This is a genomic window from Paenibacillus luteus, assembly GCF_006542765.1.
GTDB classification, from domain to species: Bacteria; Bacillota; Bacilli; order Paenibacillales; family Paenibacillaceae; genus Pristimantibacillus; species Pristimantibacillus luteus.
On sequence record NZ_SKCD01000031.1, the window covers coordinates 21,043 to 45,100 of the forward strand.

The following is a 24,058-nucleotide window of genomic DNA, read 5'->3' on the forward strand; positions in this document are numbered from 1 at the left end:
ACCGTAAGATACGATTAACCCTCTCGGGCAGCTAAAACAAGTCATCCTTCGTTCCGCCTGCAGGCGTGTTTGAAGCGATAAAATATTCAGCTTGCCCGAAACGGGCCAGTGCTTTGCGGTCTGGTTCCCAGACCCACTTGTCCATTTCCGTCTGGCAGCGATGTGCCCGGAAAGCGGCAAGCTTGGCTTCCAAATGATGTCGGATGTCGATTTTGACAATATCCTTTTTGGCGTAACCAAACGACTCAGGTGCTTCCATCGCATCGCCGAAGCTAATGTAATAAAGCGAGCTCGGCTTGCTTGCGCGCCGGAAAGCATCAGTCGTCGCTTTACCGATCGCACAGTGATCGGGATGCCCGCCGAAAACTTCATGAAAGGTGAGAACAACATCAGGACGAATCTCTTCCATTAACGCCGCAATTCGATCAACTAACTGCTCATAATCGTAAAATTCAACCATTTTATCGCGTATATCAAAAAAAATCAGCCGCTCGATACCGAGCGCTTCACATGCTTTGTTCAGCTCTTGCTCCCGAATGGCAGGCATCGTTTCCCGGTTTACATACGGGGGATTGCCCATTCTGCGTCCCATTTCGCCCCGGGTAGCACTGACAAGCGTGATCTCTACCCCCATAGCGGCATATTTGGCGAGCGTCCCTCCGCAAATAAAGGACTCATCGTCCGGATGAGCAAATACGGCCAATAGTTTTCTTTTCGGTTTGTCATCTCTTATTCTCATTCTGGAAACGGCTCCTTCCCCAAATGCAAAGCGACATTCATCCTGCCCAGATCATCAAAACCCGCGAGCAGCAGCCTGCCTTCCGCTGTTTCTTCATAATGCGTAAGGGCTTCCATGCGAAGCCAGCCTTGCCCGTCAAACTTGAGCGCGATTCGGTACGGGCCCTCTCCAGCAATTAAAGCCTCTTCCAGCTGTACCTTGAAGTTACGGACAAAAAGGTAAGAGGTCGCCTCACTGTGCACATAAAGCTCCTGCGCTATAAAAGCTCGAAACGCTGCATCCAGCCCAAGCTTGGTAATTTTTATCATGTTCGCTTCATTCCCCTTTTGTTCAAATAAATAGAAGCTTTTATATTTTAGCATGACCCTCAGTTAAATCACCATAGATGCCTCATTTGCAATGTTCCATTATGGAATGAGCTTGCCTATGCTTAATCCAAAAAAAGCCCTTCAAGCCAATGGCCTGAAAAGCTTTTTTTCTATTTTCCACCTAGATAGAACGAACTTAAGTTGATAACGAAATGAGTTGTTTCCATGTTACAAATCAGCAAGCACCTGATACCAGACGCCTTTTTTCGAATAAAGGTTCTTTCTGACCTCGGGCCAGCCTCCTAAATACGAAATGTCAAAAAGTTCCTCCGGAACCGTGTAACGATCCTTCGTATCCGCCGCCACCTTCTCATCTACGGCCCGGAAGCCATGTTCTACGAAGAGGCGCTGTGCTGCCTCGCTATGCAAATAGGATATAAACGCTTCGGCCACCTTGCGTGTGCCATGCTTATCCGCATTTTTGTCCACGACAGCAGCTGGGTTCTCGATTAGGATCGTGCTCTTTGGCACGACAATGTCGTAGTTTACGCCCTTCTTGATCCGGGCAAGCAGCTCGTTCTCATACGTGACAATCACATCGCCAACGCCGTACTCAAAAGCTGCCATCGATGCGCGTCCGCTCTTATCGAGCGATTCCACGTTTGCATGCACAGATTTCAGAAAGCTTTTGGCATAGTCCGGATCTTTGATACCGTTCTTCACTTCGGACTGCTTCAGTCCGGCGCCATAAATCGCATTGATATCCCACTGCGCTCCGCCTGATGTCTTCGGATTTGGATACAGCACCTTAACGCCCTTCCGCGTCAAATCATCCCAATCCTGAATACCGAGCGGATTGCCAGCACGGGTTCCCAATACAACAATGGAGTTCGTAATCATCCCGCTGCTGCCCTGCGCCGCCTTCCAATCATGCGTTATGAAGCCGGCGTTGGCGATTTTGTCCAAATCACCCTCCATCGCGAGAATCGCGACATCCGCTTCAAAGCCTCCAGCAATCGCGCGAGCTTGTGTGCCGGAAGCCTCATACGATTCCTGAAAAGTGACCTTCTGCCCGGTTTCCTGCAGCCAATACGCTTGGAATGCGGGAAGCAGCTCTGCAAAAGCATCCTTCACTACCGAATATGCACCGATGACAAGGGTTACATCGCCGTCTTGTACGGTAGACCCAGCCTCATTTTCGCCCGTCTGCCCATCCTTGCCGCAGCCTGCCACAACCAGCAGCATCACCGCAGCAAGCAGCAGCACAAGCATGCGCTGACTTGTTGATCGATTTATTTTCATGTTCGCATACAACTCTTTCTACGTCGCTTATTGGTTAAATATGAATAGGCATCGGATCGACCTTCAAGGTGTTCTCCGCAATCCAGCTTTCATTGTCATTGAACAAATAAGCACGGTGTACAAGTACGTCTACTCGGTCACCCGGATGCAGCACTTCCTTCTCAAGCGAGCGGTACGTAATCAGCTTCGTCTCGCCGACCAGCAGCTCGACCATCCATTCGCTGCCGCGGAAATGCAGCTGCTTCACTTTACCTGGCAGCGTCGCGGAAGCCAGCTTAATTTCTCCCGGCTTGCCAATCTCGATATATTCCGGACGAATGAGCGCTTTCGTGCCCAGACGACTGGCCGCATCATCAAAACCTTTGAGCTCCGAGATGTTTTCCACGATCGTAGATTCCCCGATAAAGCTTGCAACAAACGGCGTCTCCGGACTTTTATAAATATCCCATGGGCTGCCCTTCTGCTCCAGCTTACCCTTGCCGATAATCATAATCTCATCCGCAACCTCAATCGCTTCCTCCTGGTCATGCGTAACGAAGATCGACGTAATACCGACACGTTCGATCATTTCCTTCAGCCAGGTGCGAAGCTCCGTACGAATCTTCGCGTCAATGGCGGCGAACGGCTCATCAAGCAGCAGCAGCTGCGGTTCAGGAGCAAGTGCTCTTGCAAAGGCTACCCGCTGCCGCTGTCCGCCGGAGAGCTGATGAGCATAACGGTGCTCGAAGCCCATGAGGCCGGTCAGTTCAACCAGATACATGACGCGCTCGCGAATTTGCTCCTTCGATTGCTTCTTCACTTTCAGACCGAAGGCGATGTTGTCATACACGGTCATGTGCTTGAACAACGCATAGTTTTGGAACACGAAGCCGATGCCGCGCTCCTGCGGCGGCAGATCATTCACGCGTTTGCCATGGAAGATAATATCGCCGGAGGAAGGAGACTCCAGTCCCGCCAGCATACGAAGTATGGACGTTTTACCGCCGCCGCTCGGACCGAGCAAGCCAATCAGATGACCTTTTTCGATTTCAAAGCTTACATCCTTCACTGCATGAAAATCGCCAAAGTTTTTGTTTAAGTTCCGCACTTCAATATGCATGGCTTAATGCACTTCCTTTCGTTTTTTCGCCCATTCCATGAGCAGCAGCAATCCGACGGAAAATGCGGCTAGGACAAGGGCAACGCCGTTAGCAGCAACAACGTTAAAATTTTCAACATCCTGATAAACGAGCGTTGTCGCAGTTTGCGTTTTGTTCATAATATTTCCCGATACGACGAGCACAGCGCCAAACTCGCCAAGCGAGCGAGCAACCGTCAATACAACACCATAGATGACCCCCCACCGAATTGATGGCCAAGTCACCTTCCAAAAGGTATACCACGAATACGCGCCAAGCGTAGACGCCGCTTCCTCCTGCTGCGCACCAATCTCCTGCAGCACCGGCATAACCTCGCGTACCATAAGCGGGAAGGTTACAAACAAGGTTGCTAGAATCATACCTGGGAGTGCATAAACAATCTTGAAGCCCGCGTCCTCAAACATGGTGCCGATAATCGTATTAGGTCCCAAAATAAGCACGATCATCAACCCGCCGATGACCGGCGATACGGCGAATGGCAAATCAACAAGGCTGTTAAGCAATCTTTTTAACTTTTTTCCGATCCATTCTGCACGGACTAGATACATTGCCAGCATGATACCGAAAACGGTATTTAATGCGGTTACGACAACGACGATAATGCCAGTCATCATGAGTGCATGCAGTGACTGCGGCCTCGTAATGCCTTCGATAAAACCATCCCAACCATCCGCCCACGAGCCTGTAAAAATCTTGATGAGCGGTGCGATGAGCAGCAGTCCAAACACAATATAGGTTAATGTAATCCACAGCCTTCTCATCATTGGCCGCCCCTCCTGCCTTGAATGAGGTTAACCGTCCAAAGAATGAGAAAGGATAGCGTCAGCAGCAGCACCGATACGGCGGCCGCTCCCTGCGGATTACTGCTTTCAATTTCTCCGAAAATATAAACCGAGGCAATCAAGGTTTTACCTGGAATGTTGCCCGCAACGAGTACGACAGCGCCAAACTCCGCGATACCGCGGGAGAAGGCGAGCATTGCCCCGCTTAAAATACCAGGCAGCATCGTTGGAAAAATAACGCTAAAAAACGTCTTTGTGCGAGTAGCGCCAAGGGTATAAGCTGCTTCTTCCTCCGATTTGTCCATTTCCTCAAGCAGCGGCTGAATCGCGCGAATGACGAAAGGGAAGGTAACGAACAGCATGGCGACCACAATCGCAGGTTCATGGAAAACAATTTCAATGCCGATCTTCTGGGCTAAGCCTCCAACGAGGCTATTAGGTCCAAGCAGCAGCAGAATCATCAGCCCGCCTACTGCTGTCGGCAGTGCGAATGGCAAATCAACTAGACTGTTCAGAAAGCGACGACCGGGGAAGCGGTAACGAATAAGCACCCAGCCAATCATCGTTCCAAGAAACATGTTCAGAACCGTGGCGATGACCGCCAGCTTTACCGTAAGCAGCACCGCTTTCCAAGCTAGGGGGTCGGAAATACTTTCCCAGAAAGGGGTCCATCCAAGCGAGAAGGATTGCGTATAAATGCCGAAGATAGGTAAGACGATAAGGATGACAAAATAAAGCATTATGGCGCTTCGAAAGCCGAAGCTCCACCCTTTTCCACGAAACAAAGCATTCAATGTGACTTAACCTCCAGACCATCGGCTCGTGCCGTAGGTGTAGCAAAACAACCAAAAATATAATTCCCATTAGCTTACTAGGTATTATTAATGTAGCATCCAAACTGGGATTAAGTCAATGCTAAATTTAGATAATCTAATCGCTTTCATAGCATTTTCTTATGAAGCTTGTTTATACGTCATTCGCAGAACATAAAAAAAGAGGAGAATCGGCATTGGCCGATCCTCCTCTTCTGCTATTCACCTTCAATATAATAGACAAGCTCGCCCTCTGTAATGATGGCTTGCCCTTGCGTCAAATCGGTGATCCATGCGGTAAAAGCATCCGCTTCCGGTGCTTCCGGCAAGCAGCGCACGATGACTCGGTCCGTAAAATCCGTCCCGCCAACGCGAGTACCTCTCCCGTGCAGCACGTTCTCTAGCTTGCCATACCATGTGTAGTCCACGTCAACGAATATTTCCTTGTGGAGTACATTCACGATCTCTTCGGCAGCTTCGATGCCCGCCACTGCGCCATCGGTATAGGCACGTACGAGTCCACCAGCCCCAAGCATAATGCCTCCGAAATACCGGGTCACAACGACAGCGATATTTTTCAGCCCCTTATGCTTGATCACCTCAAGAATCGGCTTTCCTGCCGTTCCGCTTGGCTCGCCGTCATCAGAAGCCTTCTGGAACTGATCGCGTTCGCCCACCATATAAGCGGAGCAATTATGCGTTGCCTGCTTATGCAGCTGCTTGATTTCATTGATGAACGCGACCGCTTCCTCTTCCGACTCTACGGGTTTGGCGTAGCCGATGAATCGCGATTTCTTGATAACGATCTCGGCATTCGCCTGCTGTCTTACCGTTCTATACCTATCAAGCATAAGCTAAAACTCCCGTATACCGAACAAGCTGGCCTATTACAGCCTTGCTTCCAGCTCGGCTTTTTCTTTCTCGAAGCCTGGTTTGCCAAGCAATGCGAACATATTCTTTTTGTATGCTTCAACGCCCGGTTGGTCAAACGGATTAACACCCATCAAGTAGCCGCTAATTGCGCATGCTTTCTCGAAGAAATACACCAGATATCCAAACGTGTATGGCGACATGTCTTTGATGTTGACGATAAAGTTCGGAACTTGTCCATCTGTATGGGCAAGCAGCGTTCCTTCAAAGGCCTTCTTGTTAACGAAGTCCATCGTTTTGCCAGTCAAGAAGTTCAAGCCGTCCAAATCTGCTGCATCGTGTTCGATCGTGATATGTTCAGACACTTCTTGTACTTGAATGACGGTCTCAAAAATATTGCGGTTACCTTCTTGGATAAACTGTCCCATCGAGTGCAGGTCTGTCGAGAAATCTACAGCTGCTGGGAAGATCCCTTTAAAGTCCTTGCCTTCGCTTTCGCCAAATAGTTGTTTCCACCATTCTGAAACAAAGTGCAGCGACGGCTCGTAGTTCACGAGAATTTCAGTCGCTTTGCCTTTGCGGTAAAGCGCGTTGCGTGCTGCCGCGTATTGGTAGGCTTCATTTTCTGCAAGGTTAGGATTGCTGTACTCTTTGGAAGCTTCTGCTGCGCCTTGCATGATGGACTCGATATCGATTCCAGCAGCTGCGATTGGCAGCAAACCTACCGCTGTAAGCACGGAATAACGGCCGCCTACATCATCAGGAATAATAAACGACTCGTAGCCTTCTTCGGAAGACAGCTTCTTAAGGGCACCCTTCTCGCTGTCCGTTGTTGCGTATATGCGTTTGCGTGCTTCTTCCTTGCCATACTGCTTCTCAAGCGCTGCGCGGAATACGCGGAATGCGATCGCAGGCTCCGTCGTCGTACCGGATTTAGAAATAACGTTAATCGACCACTCGCGGCCTTCCACCAATTGTAGCAGGTGATTCACGTAAGTGGAGCTGATGTTGTTTCCTGCGAACAACACTTGCGGCGTTTTGCGCTGCTCTTTTGTCTGGATATTATAGAAAGAATGCGACAACGCTTCAATGGCTGCGCGAGCGCCCAAATAGGAACCGCCGATGCCGATTACGATCAGCACTTCGGAGTCGGATTTGATTTTCTCGGCAGCCTTCTGGATGCGTGCAAACTCTTCTTTATCGTAGTTAGTCGGAAGATCGATCCAACCAAGGTAATCTGAACCGGCACCCGTGCCGTTATGTAATTGCTCATGCGCGAGGCGAACGGATTCTGTCAAATAATCGATTTCATGCTTGCCGACGAATGTCAGCGCTTTGCTGTAGTCGAACTGAACTGTTTTGCTCATGTAAATGTAAACCTCCTAAAATTTTGTGAAGCAATCGGCGTACCTTGGCCCTATAGCTTAAAGGGTGAGGATACGGGCTGCTTCTTATAGGGCAAACTTGAAATAAAAGCTTGATAATGCTTTTCAACTTAGCATCTACAATATCGGATTTACCTTATAAAAACAAGCAACAAACCATGAATTCTTGATGAAGAGTCTGTATAATCAAATAAAACACAATATAGAGTGGAGGAAATAAATATGAAAAAGATCGGATTTATCGGGTTAGGCGTGATGGGAATCGAAATGGCAGCCAATTTATTGCGCAAAGGCTTCGAGGTAGCTGTGTACAACCGTACGCCTGGCAAAGCGGATACGCTACAAACACTTGGTGCTGCTGCGCTGAAAACACCGGCAGCTGTAGCAGCCGCTTCGGATGTCGTCATCACCATGATCAGCAACGACGCGGCGATTCGCGAGGTTTACTGGGGCGAACATGGCATCTTCGCCGGTGCGCGGAGCGGAACGACGCTCATTGACAGCAGCACGATTTCGCCAACGCTTGCCAAGGAGCTAGCGGCTGCGGCGGAGGCGATTGGTGCGGCGTTCCTTGATGCGCCGGTGACGGGCAGCAAACCGGCAGCCGAGGGCGGCACGCTCGTCTTTATGGTCGGCGGCGACGCCGGTAAGCTAAGCGAGGTTGAAAATATCCTGCTTGCCATGGGACGCAAGGTCATTCCGATGGGGCCAAACGGCAGCGGCTCGATCGCCAAGCTCGCGCACAACACCATCGTTGGCATCAACGTCGTCGCCCTAGCAGAGGGTATGGCCATCGCGGCAAGCGGCGGCATCGACGGCAGCGCCTTTGTTGAGCTTGTCCAATCCGGCGGCGCAGCGAGTAAAGCAGCCGAGATGAAAGGTCCTAAGCTGCTCGAGGGCAACTATGACGTTCAATTCTCGCTTGAGCTGATGCTGAAGGACCTCAGGCTGTCTTCCGTCCTATCCGACAGTCTGAACGTGCCTACTCCGCTTCTCGAAGCTTCCAAAAGCCTATTCCAAGTCGGGGACGCTATGGGCTTCGGCGCACTGGATATGTCCAGCGTTGGACAAGCTTATGAGCACTGGATTGGCCGCAAGCTCAGCGGCGGTCCAACACCTAAGGAAAACTAACCTTATTGGTTGGTGTGAGTGAGTGAGTGAGCTGTTCTAGCAGCCTATGGCTGAAATGAAGTGGAAACTATCTTAGATACCTGTGGCTGAGCGCTAGTTACCACTTTTCACCCCTGTAAGAAAAATAATCATAGAACAGCGAACTTCGGGTGCTCTTCGTTATTGCTTCTACTTATGACAGTTATGACTGCTGTAGCGCCATCTACTCCCCTATCCAATCTCGTAACTCACTATCCGCTACCGCAGCTTCAGACAGTATCCAGCATCCATCCCAAAAAAAGAAGCCCCATCGGGGCTTCTTCAATCAAGCTGCTCGCAAACTCCTCGCAGCCCCCTGTCGCTCTTTTAGCGGAATTACGTATCATTAGATCTACTTTTTAGACCTATTTCTTCCATTTGAGCTATTTTGAGTGGAATAGATCTACTTTTTAGATCTATTTGGTTTCCAGCCAGCGTTTCAGAGCCGATTTGGCAGAAAAGCGGGGCATTAGATCTACTTTTTAGACCTATTTCTTCCATTTGAGCTATTTTGAGTGGAATAGATCTACTTTTTAGATCTATTCCGCTCCCAGCTAGCGTTTCAGAGCCGATTTGGCAGAAAAGCGGGGCATTAGATCTACTTTTTAGACCTATTTCTTCCATTTGAGCTATTTTGAGTGGAATAGATCTACTTTTTAGATCTATTCCGCTCCCAGCTAGCGTTTCAGAGCCGATTTGGCAGAAAAGTAGAGCTTTAGATCTACTTTTTAGACCAATTTCTTCCATTTGAGCTATTTTGAGTGGAATAGATCTACTTTTTAGATCTATTTGGTTTCCAGCCAGCGTTCCAGAGCCAATTTGGCAGAAAAGCGGGGCATTAGATCTACTTTTTAGACCTATTTCTTCCATTTGAGCTATTTTGAGTGGAATAGATCTACTTTTTAGATCTATTTCTTCCATTTGAGCTGTTTTGAGTGGAATAGATCTAATGCGCTCCGAACTAGTTATTTTGCACTGTGTCTAAATGCGCAGCTAAGCGCTTACTTGGTAATTAGCAGATAAGCGCCTCAATTGAGCATTCTCCAACCGGTGCCCCGTTTATCACCAATTTAGGATGGAACAGGGTAGCTAGTTAGACGCATACAGCAACAAAATCGCGCGTCGACGACGAATGCTGTTGCCCAAGCAAGCGTGTCAAGAATGAGCGGACTCGCTGCGCGGCAATTTTATGAATAATAGGGTGAAATCATCAGGTACACGACAACGCCTGTGAAGCTGACGTAAAGCCAGATCGGCATCGTCCATCTCGCAATTTTGCGATGCTTGTCCACTTTCATTTGCAAGCCGCGGACAGCGGAGAGCAACGCAAGAGGCACGACCACAATGGCCAGCAAGATATGCGTCAGCAGTACAAAAAAGTAAATGGAACGCAATGCGCCTTCTCCGCCGTATTTCGTTGATTCCGTCAAGTAATGGTAAGTGACGTAGGAAACAAGAAACAGCGTCGTAGAAGTAAACGCCGCCCCAATAAACGCACGGTGAAGTCGAACATTTTTCTTTAAAATCGCAACTAACGCAACGACCAGCGCTATAAAGGTAAAACAATTGAAAATCGCATTAAGCAGCGGCAGCAGCTTCACATCAAATCCAATTTCACCATCATAAGCCGGCAAAAAGAACAATACCGTAATGATCGCTACCAGCACCAACGACAAAATCGCAACAAGGGGTCCTACGTTTTTTTCTTTCAAGTCCTCAGCCTCCCATAAGCGTACCGGGTCTTAAGCCACGGACGCTTCCTTCTAACTTAACCATATCCGATTTGCGTGGTCCAAATCAATTTGATTTCAGCGGCAGATGTCACGAAAAATCGAATTTTGGCATTTACCCCTCGTCCTCACCTAATCAAAAAACCGCCACGACGCAGCTCTGCAAGAGCTGCGTCGTGGCGGCAAATTGTATCACAGACGATTGATTAAAAAACGTTCAATATCTCAAAGCGCTGCGGATCCCTTCCGTTACGGTAATCATGTTCGGCCTCGTCCTGTACATATAGGGACGCGTCTCCTGATCGAGTGTCAGCTACGGACTTAGCGGTAAGCACTTTTCCCGTTAAACGATTTCGAATGATACGCTTGCCTCCATGATCCGCGTCCTCCAGCGCCCATTCACTGCGGCCTAGAATCCACTGCGGCAGCAACTGAACCTGAATGTCCCCAGTTCCCTCACCAGCATGAGAACCAGCACCGTTAACGTTAGTCATTCTTGCGATTTCAGCAGTAGAACTAGACACCGATAAATAACGTCCGTTCGACGAGCTTCTGATTAGAATAAAGCCGGCATCATCCGATTTTTCCAACATCCATTTCTGTTCATTCGCTTTATAAGACAACACGCGACCGACAACGCCGATCTTCTCTTCTGTTGTGGTCCCTACAGCCATGAGGCTATAATCACCGCTCTTCCTATCTCCTATGATTCCTTCTGTCATATGACTAACAACGCCGCTCTCCCCATCCCCTATCGTTCCGTCAGCCATGTGGCCGGCAACGCCACTTTCCCCATCCACTGTAGCACCGTCATCGTCCAGGCTCGCTTTGACAGCATTGTCAGCATCCCCATCCCCTACCGCTTCTGCAGCCAAATAACGCTCCGTACCGCTGCTTTTAATTCGGTGCAAACTGCTTGGCTTTGAATGTTCGTTCAGGTCTACAAAGTCGCCCAAAGCAACCCGGTTTGTCCATTCCAGCTTCATCTCCTTATCCGAAGGGAAGCTTAGCGGCAAAAACACATACGAGGAGTCATGGTAGCTGGAAGGGTCCCAGCGGTCCCCGACATACCAATATTCCATCTTGCCTTGTACTTCAAGAGGCACAATAAAAGCGGGCTGCGAGTCAAACGTCGTCGTATCGCCAAACGGCAGCAGCTGCGACCATTTCCCGGTTAGGCTGTCCGAATAAGCGTACGCTCCCTGATTCGGCAGCCAGCCCGTACAGGCGGACGTAATCAGGAAATATACGCCGCGGCGCTTAATCATAGCCGGGGCTTCCCGGTACTGGCCGGGCCATAGCGTCTTCACATGCTCATCGATGCTTAAATAGTCATCCGACAGTCGGTATATCAGCAAATCGGCATTGTCTCTGGCCGCTGACATGAAATAAGCGGTACCGTCATCATCCTGAAACACGGTGCAATCCCGCGACATATGGCCAATTGGATTGAAGCTGCCGTGATACACATATTCGCCATCGACCGTATCACATGTAGCTACCGCGCAGCGGGCATCATGATAATTTTTTCCGTTCTCCCAATGCATCCACATCACATACTTGCCAGTCAGCTCGTTGCGAAGCACCTTTGGGCGCTCAATGACGGCTCCTTGTTCGTAGCCGGTGTCCCTTTGTCCAGGCGGATACAGATCGAGCGAGGTTCGGTAGTAGGTCGGCTGAACCTTGGATTGCAGCGTCAGAACGGCTCCTCTATTCTCCCAAGTCCTTAAATCGCTTGAACGATAGCAGGACACCTTTTTGCCATCCGTGCGATCCTCCCCGAACCAATAATAATATCCGTCTTGCTGCAGCATCCAGCCGCCATGCGCCCTTATACCCTGGCCATCCGTATCCTTCCAAGCTCTCCCGTTATATACCGGCTTCGTGCTCCCCATTGCATTCATCCTCTCCCGATTAAACGGAATGCTGATCCTTGTATTCCTGAGGCGTCATTCCGTATACCTTTTTGAATTGCTTAATAAAATAAGGTGCGTTCTGATAGCTGAATTTGTTGCCGATTTCATAGATTTTCAAATTTGTCGTTTTGAGCAAATAGGCGGATTTCTCCATCCGAATCCGAAGCATATAATCCGTGAGGCTCTCTCCGGTCACCGATTTGTACATTTGCGAGACGTAAACCGGATGAAGATGCACGCATTCCCCGATCATCTGCAGCGAAATCGGCTTGTCCAAATGATCCTCGATAAAACGGTGAACCTTGTGGATCAGCTTGGAATGGCTGTCCGCCGCCTCGCGCTCCAGCGATGAACGCATGAGCGATGCCAAGCGAAACAAACCGTCCCGCAGCTGGCTGAACGTTTCGAACGATTCAAAACTTAACGAAGCCCGCTCATTCTGCGGCAAAAAGTCAAATAAGCCAAAGCCGCTTTTGTGGGCAATAAACGCTAATGCACCCGTCACCGCGCAAAAGGTCTCAAAGGCATGCTCCGCAGAGCTACTGAATTCCAGTTCGAGCTCCTTGAATATGAGCTCAAGCTTCTTCTCAAACGCGTCCCATCGTCCCGCTTCAAGCAAATCCGGCAGCGTCGGCGGCTCGTATAGCTGCCTAAGCGTCTGCATAGCCGATGTCTCCCTGTGCTCGCCAAGCGGAAGCAAATAGCCTTTGCCTCTTCCGATATGCTTGCGGAAAGCTGCAAGCGCACTACTGTACGACAGCGCGAGCTGCTCTGGAAAAGATCCCTCCTCGCCGATCACGACCGATACGGCGCCTTTAAGGTAGGTCTCTACCTGCCGCTGGATGAGCTCGCCAAGCCGCTCTAGCTGTTCTTTTGCCGTTTGCCTCGGGACGCCGCGCGTCGCCTTGGCCTCGTTAATTTTGACCACAAAAGCTAAATAACCATGTGCTTCCTTACAGGACCATACCTGGCAGTGCTCGCGAAGCACCTCTTCGGCTACGTTGCTGACGGCATATTCAAGGAGCGTACGATCCTTATAATCATAATGCACGAATGGTTCCTCCAGCCGGATGAGCAGCAGCGCAGCATGGTCTCCCTGAGCGAATGGAAGCATAAGCGAAGCCAGCTTGTCGTCCAAAGCATCGCCTGCGATGGCATGCCCTTGCAGCAGCTCTAGCAGCAGGTCCCTACGAAGCAGCGGCAAGTTGTCCCGCATTGTCCTCAGCGTGTTATCCCGCGAGACAAGCTCTTCCCATTCCTTCTGGACGGTGCCCAGCGCCTTATCGACAGCGCGAATCAAGTCGTCGTCGTTCACTGGCTTGAGAAGATAGTCCGAAGCACCGCCGCTGATCGCGCGTTTGGCATACTCAAATTCCGCATGGCCCGTAAGCAAAATACATTGCGTCGACGGCGAAACCTCCCTCAGCTTGTCCATTAGCTCCAGACCGGAAATGCCAGGCATTCGGATATCGGTGATGATCAGGTCTACGGAATGCCGTCGGATGATGGTAAGCGCATCAGTGACCGAAAAGGCCTTATGCACCGTGCCGATCTTAAGCTCCTCGCAAGGCAGCGTTGCGGCAACCCCTTCCACAACCGACCTTTCGTCATCCACTATCAGTATCTCGTACATCCTCGTCCTCCTCCTTCCAACGTACAATGACTCTTAATCCTCCCGTTGGGGAATGCCCCAGCTCCAGCCCTGAATGCTTGCCGTACTTGTGAATAAGGCGTTGATGAACATTTAGCATGCCACAGCTGCCCTGCGCTTCACCGGGAGTATTAATGGTTTCCCTTAGCCGCGCTAACTCCTCATCCGTTAAGCCAATCCCGTCGTCGTCAATAACAACAGCAAAGCGACCCTTCTCTTCGAATCCTTGAATGGCAATCGCGCCTGCGTTCTCTTTCTGCTCGATGCCGTGAATGATGGCATTTTCGACAATAGGCTGGAGGATGAGTCGCGGCAAGGATAGCTCCTCCATCGCTTCCGGAATCTCGATTTCAAAGCGAATCCGGCTCATGCGCATAGTTTGAATGGATAAGTAGTTGCTAATCAGCTTAATCTCATCCCGCAGAGTGGTATCCTGCTGGTCCACATGCGTCGTATACCGGAAATATTCACCAAGCTTGACCGCCATGGCCATCACCGCGTCATGCTCGCCAAGCCTGGTCATATTTTTCATAAAGAACAGGCAATTATATAGAAAATGAGGATTAATCTGTGATTGAAGCTGCTTTAGCGTCGCTTCCCTGGAGCGCAGCTTTTCCTCGTATACACGATCGATCAAATTTTGAATTTGTTCGCTCATCAGGTTGAACTGATCGAACAAATAACCGAATTCATCCTTCTTCCCGCTGTCCACCCGAACGGTATAATCCCCCATTCGCAGCCGCTTAGCCGCCAGAAACAGCTTGCGTATAGGCACTTGGACATGCTTGTACAGCAGGAAAGCAGCCAGTACGCTGATGATCGCGATCACGATCATCGAGATCCAAAACCAGTTGCGGCTTGAGGTTATCGGATACAAAATGCTCTCGAGCGGAACATATTCGACTAAGTACCAGCCAATCGTATCTGATTTGATATAGTTGACCATATAGCGCTCGTCCTCAATCGAGGCAATAAAGGTTCCCTGCTCTTTCGTCATTCCGCTTTCCGCTACAAAAGTTGGAATCAGCTTGCCGATTCGCTCCAGATTGGCGGTTCGGGTCACGATTGGCACATAATCCGGATGATAGAGAAAAGGATCGCCCGAGCTGTCCGATTTGAAGGTTGTAAGCATATCGCCGAGATTTTTGGCATCCACCCGAATCTCCCCGATCAGAACCGCTTCCTTCGTTCGATCAAAAGCAGACAAAGGTTCGACCGTGCGGAATACAAACGAATCCGGAACCCGATTGTTGTCCATCGGTTCGAATATCCACAAAAAAGGGTCAACGGGCTGATTCACGATCTCGTCCCGAAACAGCTTCTTGAACGTTATGGAGCCGTGCGTGCTGACGACCTCATCCGAGAGCGGCGCATAAAGCGAGTAGGAGTGAGACCAGCCGCCCGTTTTGCCGCGCCGCTCCAACTCCTCCTGCAGCTCCAGCTTTAACTCAAAGGTTTCGTAGGTGCTGGACTCCGGATTCATCGCGCTAAACGCTTTTACCCTTGGCTCAATACCCAGATTATTGACCGAGGTCATAAATCTATCAAATTCAGCATTAATTTGCTCGACGAGAAACGAGAGCTTGTTGCGGTTATTTTGCTGAATCTCCTCTTTCACAACGCGAACGCTGACTTGATTGGAGTACGTATAAAGCGCCACAAACGGAATGAGCAGCAAAGCCATTATGGCTAATATTTTTTTGAATATATTCGACTTCTCCACTGGATTTGCCGCCCTCTCCCGACAAGGAAAAGCACCGATTCCCCCAAGCGGGGGAACGGGTGCCTGCCTTGAACCCGATGTCACTTTTTAATTGCTTTTAACCGAATCGTACCATTCATTGACTTCATCTGTAATCGTGTCGCCACCGGAGGATTTCCACTGTGCCACGAACGTGTCAAATGCCTCAATTGGGCTGTCGCCGTAAATGATTTTATTGAAGGTTTCCTTCTCGCTCTTGTTCAGGAAATCCCAGCGCTTCTTGTAGGTTTTCGTAGGAGAGCCGTTATACAGGTTTGGCATGGCGAACTCAAGCTGGCTAAAGTTAACTGCGCCGCCGTGAATGTTCTTGTCCAAGTCCATGGCTGCTTTCATCTCAAATGCGCTTGTTGCTTCCTTGCCGCCGTCCAATTCGCTTAACGTCTTCATCATTAGCGATGGAATGCGGGCGCCATCGAATAGAATCGTATACTTGCCCAGATTCATGATCGGCTGATCAGCCGGGAACTGTGCTCCGTCCCACGTTGGATTGCCGTCTTTAATCAAGTAATCATAACCCTCTTCAAAGCCGTATTCAAGCGGGCTACCGGCCTCCGGATTGCCTTGGTTCTCATAGAGATAGTTGGCATAGAGGAAGAAGGCTTCCGGATGCTCATAATTTTTGTTAATCAATACAACCCCGTTGCTCACACCCGATTGGCTGCGCCCGATTTTCCCATCAGGTCCTGCCGGGAGCGGATATGCCGAGTAATCCGCATTCTTATCGACTTCCTTAACCGCCGGCAGCGGCCAGCCTCCTGCCCAATAAGGAGCAGCTACAATGCCTGCTTTGCCTGAAGAGAACAACTCGGCAGCCTTGCCTTCGTCATGCAGGCCCGCTTCCTTATGAATATAACCCTTCTCCATCCATTCCTTCAGCTTGCCCAGAGCCGTCTTCACTTCCGGCTGAACCGATCCATACGCCAGCTTCCCGTCGCTGCCTGCATTCCATTGCCCCGGCATCACGCCATAAGCGCCGAAAATAAAATCGGCATCCGCCAGTCCCCATGTGTTCATCCCGTTCTTCAAGCCTACCGCAAGCCCAACCGTGTCCTTCTTTCCGTTGCCGTCCGGGTCCTGATTCGCGAACATATCCATCATGGTTTCCATCTCTGCGATGGTAGCCGGTGGCTGCAGGTTGAATTTTTTCATCCAGTCATCCCGGATCCACAATACCGTATCGTTATTGTTGGCATAATCGAGAATAGGCAGTGCATATTTTTTGCCGTCGCGAACGTATGGATTCCACACGCTTGCATCCTCAGCCATCGCTGATTTATAAGCGTCGCTTGCATATTGCTCGAACAAATCGCCCACCTCGACGAATTTTCCTGAATCAATTAACGCATCGATTACATCCTGAGAGCCGCGATACTGCACGATGTCCGGCAAGTCCTCATTCGCAGACAATAGCAGTCTGATCTTGGTATCGATGGCACTGCTGTCCGCTGTCCATACGTAATTCAGGTCGATGTTAAAGGCTTCTTTTGCCCACGTGACATGCGGATTGTTATTAATGTCCTCGCCTGTCCGGAATTTAACGTCACTCGTCATCTGGCGAACGATATCCATTTTAACCGGCTCGCTGAATTTACCTGCTTCCAGCACGCTTTTGACGGCAGCCTGGTTGTTCGAGCTCACTTCGTTTTTCCCTGTATTTTCTCCGTTCGAGCTTGCGCAAGCCCCGAGAAATCCCATACTCATGACTAAAGTAGTCATTAGAGCAACTGGCTTTATCCATCTTTTCAAAATAAGCTCCCCCTTCGCCTCTTTCACTTATTGTTCTAACTATTCCTTTACCGAACCAAGCACAATTCCCTTGACAAAAAACTTTTGCAAAAACGGATAAACGGCTATGATCGGCAGCGTCGCGATAAAGATTTGCGCCGTCTTGACCGTGCGGTTCGACAGCTCTTTCATTTCATCCGCGTTTACATTCATGCTGCTAAGATCGCGCTGGACGACCAGCGTTTGCAGCAGCGTAGACATAGGATATTTCTCCGATTGCGTCATATAAATTAGACCGTCGAACCATGCGTTCCAATGCCCTACCATTGTAAAAAGCGAAATGGTCGCCAGCGAAGGCAACGAGATGGGCAAATAAATGCTCCATAATGCCCGGAAGTGGCCTGCCCCGTCGATGAAAGCAGCCTCCTCCAACGCTTTCGGTACCGAGGTCCGGAAGAAATTCATCAGCAAAATGGTATTATACACGCTTACGGCACCAGGCAGCACGAGCGCCCAGATCGAATTAAGCAAACCAAGCTTTTGAACGATCATGTAGCCCGGAATCAGACCGCCGCTGAACAGCATCGTGAATACGAAAAACCAAGCATACCCATTGCGTCCTTTAAATTCATTTGTCTCCTTCGATAACGAGTAGCCGATCAGAATGGACATCCCCACTGCAACGGCCGTTCCAAGCAAGGTTCGAGTAACCGAGTTAAAGAATGAACCTATGAAATACTCATTGGCTAACGTTACCTTATAAGCCTCAAGCGAAAAGCCAATCGGCCACAGCTTCACGATGTTGGCATCCGCGGCCGCCGATGAGCTGAACGATACCGCAAGCACATGAAGAAGAGGAGCGATGCAAAGGAATGATAAAAGCGCCAGCAATACATTATTGCCTACTGAAAAAATACGGTAACTAAGCGAACGGTGATGCATGTAGCTCCCCCCTTTAGAAGATGCGGTAATTGGCCAGTTTATAGGCAAGCCTGTACGAGATAACGATCAGAATAAAGCTGACTAATGACTTGAATACGCCTACCGCGGTTCCGAAGCCAAAGTCCCCGCCGATAAGTCCTACGCGATACACGTAAGTATCGATAATATCGCCTTTTTCATAAACGAGCGGATTGTAAAGATTAAAGATTTGATCAAAGCCTGCGTTCAAAATGTTGCCCAGCGACAGCGTCCCCACCACGATCGTAATCGGGATGAGCGACGGCAGCGTAATTTTAAGCATTTGCTGCCAGCGATTGGCTCCGTCGATAAGCGCCGCTTCGTAAAAATCGGGATTGATGCCGGAGAGCGCGGCCAGAAAAATAATGGTCGAGAAGCCGAAGTCCTTCCAAACATCGCTGAAAATGACTGTAAACCGGAACCAGTCTCCATTGCCGAGGAAGAAGATTGGATCGATGCCGAACCAGCCAAGCGCCTGATTAACAAGCCCTCCATCCGTCGATAGCATGTCCAGGAGTATACCGCCGAGAATAACCCATGACAAGAAATGCGGCAGATAGACCAGTGTTTGCACAAAACGCTTGAACACCATTTTACGAACCTCGTTAAGCAGCAGCGCAAATATCAATGGCACGATGAGGTGAGCCACGATCTTGATGACCGCAATTAGCAAGGTATTCCAAATGACCTGCCTAGCATCCGGATATTCGAACATCAGCTTAAAGTTCTCGAACCCAATCCATTCTGACCGGAAGAAACCTAGCTGCGGCTGGAAATCTTGAAATGCCATAACGAGTCCCAGCATCGGCAAGTAGGCAAAAATAAGGACGAGCACGATCCCTGGCACAAGCATCACGTGCAGCGGCCAAGTCAGCTTGAAATTCCACCTCCGTGCAACTCTCTGTTTCAATTGGTTCTCCCCTTCCGACCCATTCGTTTATGTCTGTGGTGGTGATTACAAAACTAATTGTAGTCCTGCTGCGCCTGCTCCTTATATAACAATGTTTTAAGATTGGTAGCACGATATTAGGGATTATCTGACGGCGAATCGGCTACTCGAACAAAAAAAAGCAACCCCGTCGCTTGAAGGGTTGCTTTAAACCTATCGTTATTGCTACAGTTCCCAGCCAGGCAGCAGCGCCTTCGTGTTCTGAAGCATTTTGCCGAATAATTCAGCGCCCGCTTCCTCAGTCAGCCTAACCAGCGGATCGTTCATGAAAGCCTGAAGAGCCAAGGCTTTGTCTTTGTTCATTGCGGCTTGAAGCGTCATCTCCTGATTCGTTACATGAGGCAGCACGAGCTGCTCCACCTCGGGAGTAAGCTTGCCAGCCAGAATCGGGCTGACGTGGTTATAGCCGAATACCGCGTTCGTCTCCACGACGGCTGCCGCCGGGAAACCTTCGATTTGTCCGCGATTTGGCATATTAACGTTCGTAATCAACTCGCCCATTCCGAGTAACGCTTTTATCATCTCGATGCCTTCCTCGCCGGTAGGATTGACCACAAAAGCTTCCTCGCCGGCCGCCAGCCGCTGGCCTTTGGCATAAAGATCCGCCTGGTTTTTCTTTCGCCAATCCACCTTCGTTAGGCTGAATTTCCAGCCTTGCACCGTTTCCGGGTCTTTTAAATAAAGCTCGCCCGGCATAAATTCCGCCAAATGCCTGTCGCCTGCCGCCGCAATCATTCCGTACTTCCGGAACAAGTCAAATTTGACCCGCTGTGCTGAAGCAAAATGATCATTGAGCCAGTGGCCTTTCTTCTTGCCTTCATATCCATCCGCATAATGCTCTTCAACGAACTCCCGGTAAAGCGGGAACAAATCGATCCCTTGGTAAGAAGCTCGATCCAGCCACGTAAAATGATTGATGCCCAGCACATTAACCTTAATCTCGCGGCGATCAACCGAAGCGACTCCCAGCTTATGCTCCACCATGGAAGCAAGCAAATGCTGCGTGCCAAACACCTCGTGGCAGCATCCGATGGCCTTCACTTCCGGGAACACCTCGTAAAGCGTTCTTGTGCATAAAGTCATGGGATTGGTATAGTTAATGACCCACGCGTCTGGCGCATATTGTTTGATCGCATTTGCAATCTCGACATAGAGCGGGATCGTACGAAGCGCGCGGACAAGTCCGCCTGGCCCAACCGTATCGCCCACTGACTGGTAAATCCCGTATTCTTCCGGCAAGTGGACATCCGATTCCATTTCCGCAAAGGTTCCTGGCAATATGGAAATGATAATAAAATCCGCGCCTTGCAAAGCATCCTTTAACGCAGGCACCGCCTCATAGTTCCACTTGCCCTTCGTATCCGCATCTTGCGATAACCGATTGCCGATGACCGCATTTTGCACGGCCGCTTCATGATGGATATCATACAGCTTGACGGTTCCGGCAAGTTCTTTTTCTGCGGCCAGATCGCTCATCAATCCCCAAGCCCAGCCGCGGGAGCCTCCTCCGATATAAGCGATTTGAACGTTGTCTTTGCGTTGGCCATCCCGTTTCATATCATTTCTCCTTATCCTTTTAATCCTGTAGTAGAAATGCCTTCAACAAAATATTTCTGTGCCAAAAAGAATAACAATATGCACGGAACGACGCTCACAACCGACATCGCAAGCACCTGGTTCCAGGAAACGGCCGAGGAGGCATCCAGCGACAAGCGCAAGCCAAGCGAGACCGTGAATTTTTTTACGCTGCTGATATAAATAATCGAATTAAAGAAGTCATTCCAGGTCCAGATGAACTGAAAGATACCCACGGAGAACAGAGCAGGCTTGCACAAGGGCAGCAATACCCGAATGAGAATCATAAACGAATTGCAGCCGTCGATGGTCGCCGATTCATCCAGTTCCCTTGGCAATCCCCGAAAAAACTGAATTAGCATATAAATAAAAAATGCCGATGTAGCAAAAGCTGACGGTACGATAAACGGCAGATAAGTATCCAGCCAGCCAAGCTTATTAAACAGGATATAACGCGGGATCATAACGGTAGCATCCGGCAGCATCAACGTCGCCATCATCAGGGAGAACAGCAGCGTCCGAAGCGGAAACGTAAATCGGGAAAAGCCGTAAGCAACGATGACGCTCGAGACGATCGTCAGAACGACCGTTGGCAGAACCAGCTTAAGCGTATTTACAAAAAATTGCTGAAAGCCGTATTGGCCAGTACCTGCCCAGCCCAACGAATAGGAGTTCCAAACGTAGGTATCCGCAAATAGCTTGCTGGATCCAAAAATATCCTGATTCGTCTTAAACGATGATACAAATAGCCAGATTAACGGATAAATCATAACAAAGCCTAACAATGTCAACAGTACATAAGACAACCACTTATTCGAGCTAGCGTGCGTCATTTGGTTTTACCCCCGTCTTCATAGTAGACCCAGCGGTTAGAGGTTTTGAAAATAATGCCCGTGACGACCATGATAATCGCGAACAAGACCCATGACAGCGCTGATGCGTACCCCATCTTAAAGAAGGTGAAGGCTTCCTCATACAGCTTCAAAGCATAGAGATAAGTGGATTTCATTGGGCCGCCGCTCGTAATAACGAAGGCGCCTGTGAATTCTTGGAACGCGTTAACCATCTGCATGACCAGATTGAACAGAACAATCGGCGTCAGCAGCGGCACGGTAATTTTAAAGAACATGCGGGTCTTGGAAGCTCCGTCGATCGAACCAGCCTCGTACAAGTCGCTAGGAATCTGTTGGATGCCTGCTAGGAACAAAACCATCGAGGAACCAAATTGCCAAACTGACAATAAACCGAGCGTATACAGCGCGATATCTGGATTGCCGAGCCAATCGATCGAAGGAATGCCGACATTTGCTAGCATGCTGTTGACGACGCCGTCCTTCATGAACAGGAAACGCCAAAGCACCGATATCGCCACGCTTCCACCAAGAATCGAAGGCAAGTAATAGACGGTCCGAAACAAGTTAATAGCTTTCAGCTTGGCGCTAAGCACGATGGCTACGAATAAGGCGAAGGCGAGCTTCACAGGCACGGCAAGAACCACATAAATCGACGTTACTTTTAACGCTTGAGTAAAGCCGGGATCATTCGTGAAAATTTGTTTATAATTATCCAAACCAATGAATTTGGGGGCATTCACCATGTTGTAATCCGTCAAGGAATAATAAAATGACGCGATGAAGGGATACAACTGAAAAATGAGCAGCCCCAAAATCCATGGAAGAACATAGATAAGTCCGATATACCGAAAGCTGCGCTTCTTCCTGGTCACTGGCTCACACTCCTATTCTTTATCTAAAATAATGGTGAGCACGCCAAAGGATAAATTCATCTAGCTCTGGCGTGCATTCCATTCTTTACGTCCGATTATCTTCCTTGCAGTTCTTTCAATTTTTTGTCCAGGCTGCTCACGAGCTCTTGCGCTGCCTTATCTGGCATTAACTTTCCAAAAGCGACTTTCTCAATGACATCCTGCAATAGAGCGGATACCTCCGAGTTCGTAGCGATAGCATTATCGACGATGCCTGCGTTTTTCAGGCCCATTTCGACTGCTTTCGTAATCGCTTCGTCGATTTTGCCTGCCTCTACCGCAGCTTTTTGCGCAGGGGCAGATGCGGGAATGGAGCGGACATCGCCTAAGGTAACCGCCGCTTCTGCGTCATTCATCAACCAGTTCAGAAATTTCACGGACTCTTCCGGATGCTTCGACTTGCTGCTTACGGCAATTAGCTGCGATGGCCTTACCAGTACGGCTGAGTTTTTCGCATTTTTATCGATGGCTGGCAAGGCAGTTACGACCTCCACGCCCTCAGGCAACACCGAGCGAAGCGACAAGAGCGTGCTGCTCATCGCCGAAATGATTGGAATATCCTGATTGATCCATTTGGGATTTTGTTCGGTCTTGCCAAAAAATAAATCAGATTCTCCGAGCGGCTGGTATACTCCCGCCTTCATTGCCTTGTCTATCCATTCCAAGGCTGCAGCAGCTTCCTCTTTCGTAAAGCCTCGCGTGTAATCTTCATTGATCCACTGCGTTCCGGTGCGCTGCTTCAACATATTCGTAAAATCCTGCATCAGCATGCCGTGATCAGCTAAAAGCAAGTATTTGCTGTTGTCTTTTTCATGAAGCTTCTTGCCTTCCTCATAGAGGGTATCCCAATCCCACTGAATATCGGTCGGTACGCCCAGCTTATCGGCTGCTGTCTTGTTAATGACGAGCGCATAAGCATTTACGCCGGAAGGGAGCGCTACCATTTTGTCGTTATAAACGCTAAAATTGTTAAGAAAATCTTGATCGAAGCCCTCCAGCGACAATCCTTCCTGATTACGTAGATCGAGGAAAAAATCATTTTTCGTCAATTCCTTCATCCATGGCACGTCAAGCTGGATAATATCGGCTGACGTGGCGCTGGCCAGCTGTGTTTTGACCTTTTGCTCGTAGCCGTCAAAGCCCTGGTATTCCGCTTCAATCGTCACGTTCGGCGCTACCTTCTTGTAAGCCTCAATAGCAGCAAGCGTAGCTTCATGGCGGCCATCGCCTCCCCACCAGCTAAAGCGCAAGGTAACCTTCTCATCGGGGCTGCTGCCTGGGTTTTCCTTGTCCTTATTTCCGGATGAACAACCCGAAATGATGATTACAAATACGAGCATCAAAGCAATGAAACCGTTTAATCCTTTCAATCGTTGCATGTTAACCTCTCCCTTTTGTTTTCTTGGAAACGCTTTCTAAAGTATAGGATTGATTGATTATTTACATAAGGCATCCAATCTTAGATTTAAGTATCATTATTGGAGCAATCCCTTTCCGAAGTATCATTTTATCGGTTAAAGTATCATTTTTATCTTAGAT

The 24,058-nt window shown here is 49.3% G+C and carries 20 protein-coding genes and 1 pseudogene; 1 reads left to right on the forward strand and 20 read right to left on the reverse strand.

Going from position 1 to position 24,058, the window contains the following annotated elements:
• Nucleotides 1–31: 31 nt before the first annotated feature.
• The 8 genes from E0496_RS21850 to E0496_RS21885 form a co-directional block, all read right to left on the reverse strand.
• The gene (locus tag E0496_RS21850; RefSeq protein WP_141503909.1) at nucleotides 32–739 is read right to left on the reverse strand and encodes a PIG-L family deacetylase; all 708 of its coding nucleotides are present in this window, start codon (nucleotides 737–739) and stop codon (nucleotides 32–34) included.
• Complete coding sequence (locus tag E0496_RS21855; protein WP_141503910.1) at nucleotides 736–1,047, reverse strand: DUF1806 family protein; 312 nt, start codon at nucleotides 1,045–1,047, stop codon at nucleotides 736–738. Before E0496_RS21855 ends, E0496_RS21850 begins: the two co-directional genes overlap by 4 nt.
• A 228-nt stretch (nucleotides 1,048–1,275) precedes the next feature.
• Entirely contained in the window at nucleotides 1,276–2,349 is a 1,074-nt protein-coding gene (locus E0496_RS21860; protein ID WP_141503911.1) for a sulfate ABC transporter substrate-binding protein, read from the reverse strand.
• A gap of 34 nt (nucleotides 2,350–2,383) precedes the next feature.
• Nucleotides 2,384–3,448: a sulfate/molybdate ABC transporter ATP-binding protein gene (locus E0496_RS21865; RefSeq protein WP_141503912.1), complete on the reverse strand. Its 1,065-nt coding sequence runs from the start codon at nucleotides 3,446–3,448 to the stop codon at nucleotides 2,384–2,386.
• Between the two features lie 3 nt (nucleotides 3,449–3,451).
• Entirely contained in the window at nucleotides 3,452–4,249 is a 798-nt protein-coding gene (locus tag E0496_RS21870; RefSeq protein WP_141503934.1) for a sulfate ABC transporter permease, read from the reverse strand.
• Entirely contained in the window at nucleotides 4,249–5,010 is a 762-nt protein-coding gene (gene cysT / locus E0496_RS21875) for a sulfate ABC transporter permease subunit CysT (RefSeq protein WP_141503935.1), read from the reverse strand. The genes E0496_RS21870 and cysT overlap by 1 nt, the downstream gene beginning before the upstream one ends.
• 290 nt (nucleotides 5,011–5,300) lie before the next feature.
• Nucleotides 5,301–5,933 carry a YigZ family protein gene (locus tag E0496_RS21880; protein ID WP_141503913.1) on the reverse strand — a complete coding sequence of 211 codons (633 nt, stop codon included), beginning with the start codon at nucleotides 5,931–5,933 and terminating at the stop codon, nucleotides 5,301–5,303.
• Between the two features lie 36 nt (nucleotides 5,934–5,969).
• Nucleotides 5,970–7,319, reverse strand: a complete 1,350-nt coding sequence (locus tag E0496_RS21885; protein ID WP_141503914.1) for a glucose-6-phosphate isomerase — start codon at nucleotides 7,317–7,319, stop codon at nucleotides 5,970–5,972.
• A gap of 222 nt (nucleotides 7,320–7,541) precedes the next feature.
• Here E0496_RS21885 and E0496_RS21890 point away from each other — a divergent pair.
• Nucleotides 7,542–8,468, forward strand: a pseudogene (locus E0496_RS21890) (NAD(P)-dependent oxidoreductase); the annotation flags it as partial.
• Nucleotides 8,469–8,822: 354 nt separating this feature from the next.
• Here E0496_RS21890 and E0496_RS21895 read toward each other — a convergent pair.
• The 12 genes from E0496_RS21895 to E0496_RS21950 form a co-directional block, all read right to left on the reverse strand.
• Nucleotides 8,823–9,407 (reverse strand): hypothetical protein, encoded by a 585-nt coding sequence (locus tag E0496_RS21895; protein ID WP_141503916.1) that lies wholly within the window; start codon nucleotides 9,405–9,407, stop codon nucleotides 8,823–8,825.
• Between the two features lie 266 nt (nucleotides 9,408–9,673).
• Nucleotides 9,674–10,198, reverse strand: a complete 525-nt coding sequence (locus E0496_RS21900) for a DUF420 domain-containing protein (protein ID WP_139996386.1) — start codon at nucleotides 10,196–10,198, stop codon at nucleotides 9,674–9,676.
• A gap of 224 nt (nucleotides 10,199–10,422) precedes the next feature.
• A complete protein-coding gene (locus E0496_RS21905; RefSeq protein ID WP_161601518.1) occupies nucleotides 10,423–12,111 on the reverse strand; it encodes a family 43 glycosylhydrolase in 1,689 nt (562 codons plus the stop codon).
• A 19-nt stretch (nucleotides 12,112–12,130) separates the two neighbouring features.
• A complete protein-coding gene (locus E0496_RS21910; protein WP_141503918.1) occupies nucleotides 12,131–13,765 on the reverse strand; it encodes a response regulator in 1,635 nt (544 codons plus the stop codon).
• Complete coding sequence (locus E0496_RS21915; protein ID WP_141503919.1) at nucleotides 13,740–15,506, reverse strand: cache domain-containing sensor histidine kinase; 1,767 nt, start codon at nucleotides 15,504–15,506, stop codon at nucleotides 13,740–13,742. Before E0496_RS21915 ends, E0496_RS21910 begins: the two co-directional genes overlap by 26 nt.
• 87 nt (nucleotides 15,507–15,593) lie before the next feature.
• Nucleotides 15,594–17,291, reverse strand: coding sequence for an extracellular solute-binding protein (locus E0496_RS21920; protein ID WP_241674928.1), 1,698 nt, complete (start codon nucleotides 17,289–17,291; stop codon nucleotides 15,594–15,596).
• Nucleotides 17,292–17,330: 39 nt separating this feature from the next.
• Nucleotides 17,331–18,212, reverse strand: a complete 882-nt coding sequence (locus E0496_RS21925; RefSeq protein WP_141503920.1) for a carbohydrate ABC transporter permease — start codon at nucleotides 18,210–18,212, stop codon at nucleotides 17,331–17,333.
• A gap of 13 nt (nucleotides 18,213–18,225) precedes the next feature.
• The gene (locus E0496_RS21930) at nucleotides 18,226–19,083 is read right to left on the reverse strand and encodes an ABC transporter permease (protein ID WP_141503937.1); all 858 of its coding nucleotides are present in this window, start codon (nucleotides 19,081–19,083) and stop codon (nucleotides 18,226–18,228) included.
• 261 nt (nucleotides 19,084–19,344) lie between these two features.
• On the reverse strand, nucleotides 19,345–20,736 hold the full coding sequence (locus E0496_RS21935; protein WP_141503921.1) for a family 4 glycosyl hydrolase: 1,392 nt from the start codon (nucleotides 20,734–20,736) through the stop codon (nucleotides 19,345–19,347).
• Between the two features lie 11 nt (nucleotides 20,737–20,747).
• A complete protein-coding gene (locus tag E0496_RS21940; RefSeq protein WP_139996374.1) occupies nucleotides 20,748–21,587 on the reverse strand; it encodes a carbohydrate ABC transporter permease in 840 nt (279 codons plus the stop codon).
• Nucleotides 21,584–22,480 carry a carbohydrate ABC transporter permease gene (locus tag E0496_RS21945; RefSeq protein ID WP_141503922.1) on the reverse strand — a complete coding sequence of 299 codons (897 nt, stop codon included), beginning with the start codon at nucleotides 22,478–22,480 and terminating at the stop codon, nucleotides 21,584–21,586. Before E0496_RS21945 ends, E0496_RS21940 begins: the two co-directional genes overlap by 4 nt.
• A 95-nt stretch (nucleotides 22,481–22,575) precedes the next feature.
• Nucleotides 22,576–23,898, reverse strand: a complete 1,323-nt coding sequence (locus E0496_RS21950) for an ABC transporter substrate-binding protein (RefSeq protein ID WP_141503923.1) — start codon at nucleotides 23,896–23,898, stop codon at nucleotides 22,576–22,578.
• Nucleotides 23,899–24,058 lie beyond the last annotated feature (160 nt).

Coding starts and splice junctions, on each gene's coding strand:
- E0496_RS21855 (WP_141503910.1), bottom strand. CDS start 1,047: ATGATAAAAATTACCAAGCTTGGGCTGGATGCAGCGTTTCGAGCTTTT.
- E0496_RS21885 (WP_141503914.1), bottom strand. CDS start 7,319: ATGAGCAAAACAGTTCAGTTCGACTACAGCAAAGCGCTGACATTCGTC.
- E0496_RS21930 (WP_141503937.1), bottom strand. CDS start 19,083: ATGCTTGTGCCAGGGATCGTGCTCGTCCTTATTTTTGCCTACTTGCCG.
- E0496_RS21850 (WP_141503909.1), bottom strand. CDS start 739: ATGAGAATAAGAGATGACAAACCGAAAAGAAAACTATTGGCCGTATTT.
- E0496_RS21950 (WP_141503923.1), bottom strand. CDS start 23,898: ATGCAACGATTGAAAGGATTAAACGGTTTCATTGCTTTGATGCTCGTA.
- E0496_RS21865 (WP_141503912.1), bottom strand. CDS start 3,448: ATGCATATTGAAGTGCGGAACTTAAACAAAAACTTTGGCGATTTTCAT.
- cysT (WP_141503935.1), bottom strand. CDS start 5,010: ATGCTTTATTTTGTCATCCTTATCGTCTTACCTATCTTCGGCATTTAT.
- E0496_RS21870 (WP_141503934.1), bottom strand. CDS start 4,249: ATGAGAAGGCTGTGGATTACATTAACCTATATTGTGTTTGGACTGCTG.
- E0496_RS21925 (WP_141503920.1), bottom strand. CDS start 18,212: ATGCATCACCGTTCGCTTAGTTACCGTATTTTTTCAGTAGGCAATAAT.
- E0496_RS21910 (WP_141503918.1), bottom strand. CDS start 13,765: ATGTACGAGATACTGATAGTGGATGACGAAAGGTCGGTTGTGGAAGGG.
- E0496_RS21905 (WP_161601518.1), bottom strand. CDS start 12,111: ATGGGGAGCACGAAGCCGGTATATAACGGGAGAGCTTGGAAGGATACG.
- E0496_RS21940 (WP_139996374.1), bottom strand. CDS start 21,587: ATGACGCACGCTAGCTCGAATAAGTGGTTGTCTTATGTACTGTTGACA.
- E0496_RS21860 (WP_141503911.1), bottom strand. CDS start 2,349: ATGAAAATAAATCGATCAACAAGTCAGCGCATGCTTGTGCTGCTGCTT.
- E0496_RS21895 (WP_141503916.1), bottom strand. CDS start 9,407: ATGGAAGAAATAGATCTAAAAAGTAGATCTATTCCACTCAAAATAGCT.
- E0496_RS21935 (WP_141503921.1), bottom strand. CDS start 20,736: ATGAAACGGGATGGCCAACGCAAAGACAACGTTCAAATCGCTTATATC.
- E0496_RS21880 (WP_141503913.1), bottom strand. CDS start 5,933: ATGCTTGATAGGTATAGAACGGTAAGACAGCAGGCGAATGCCGAGATC.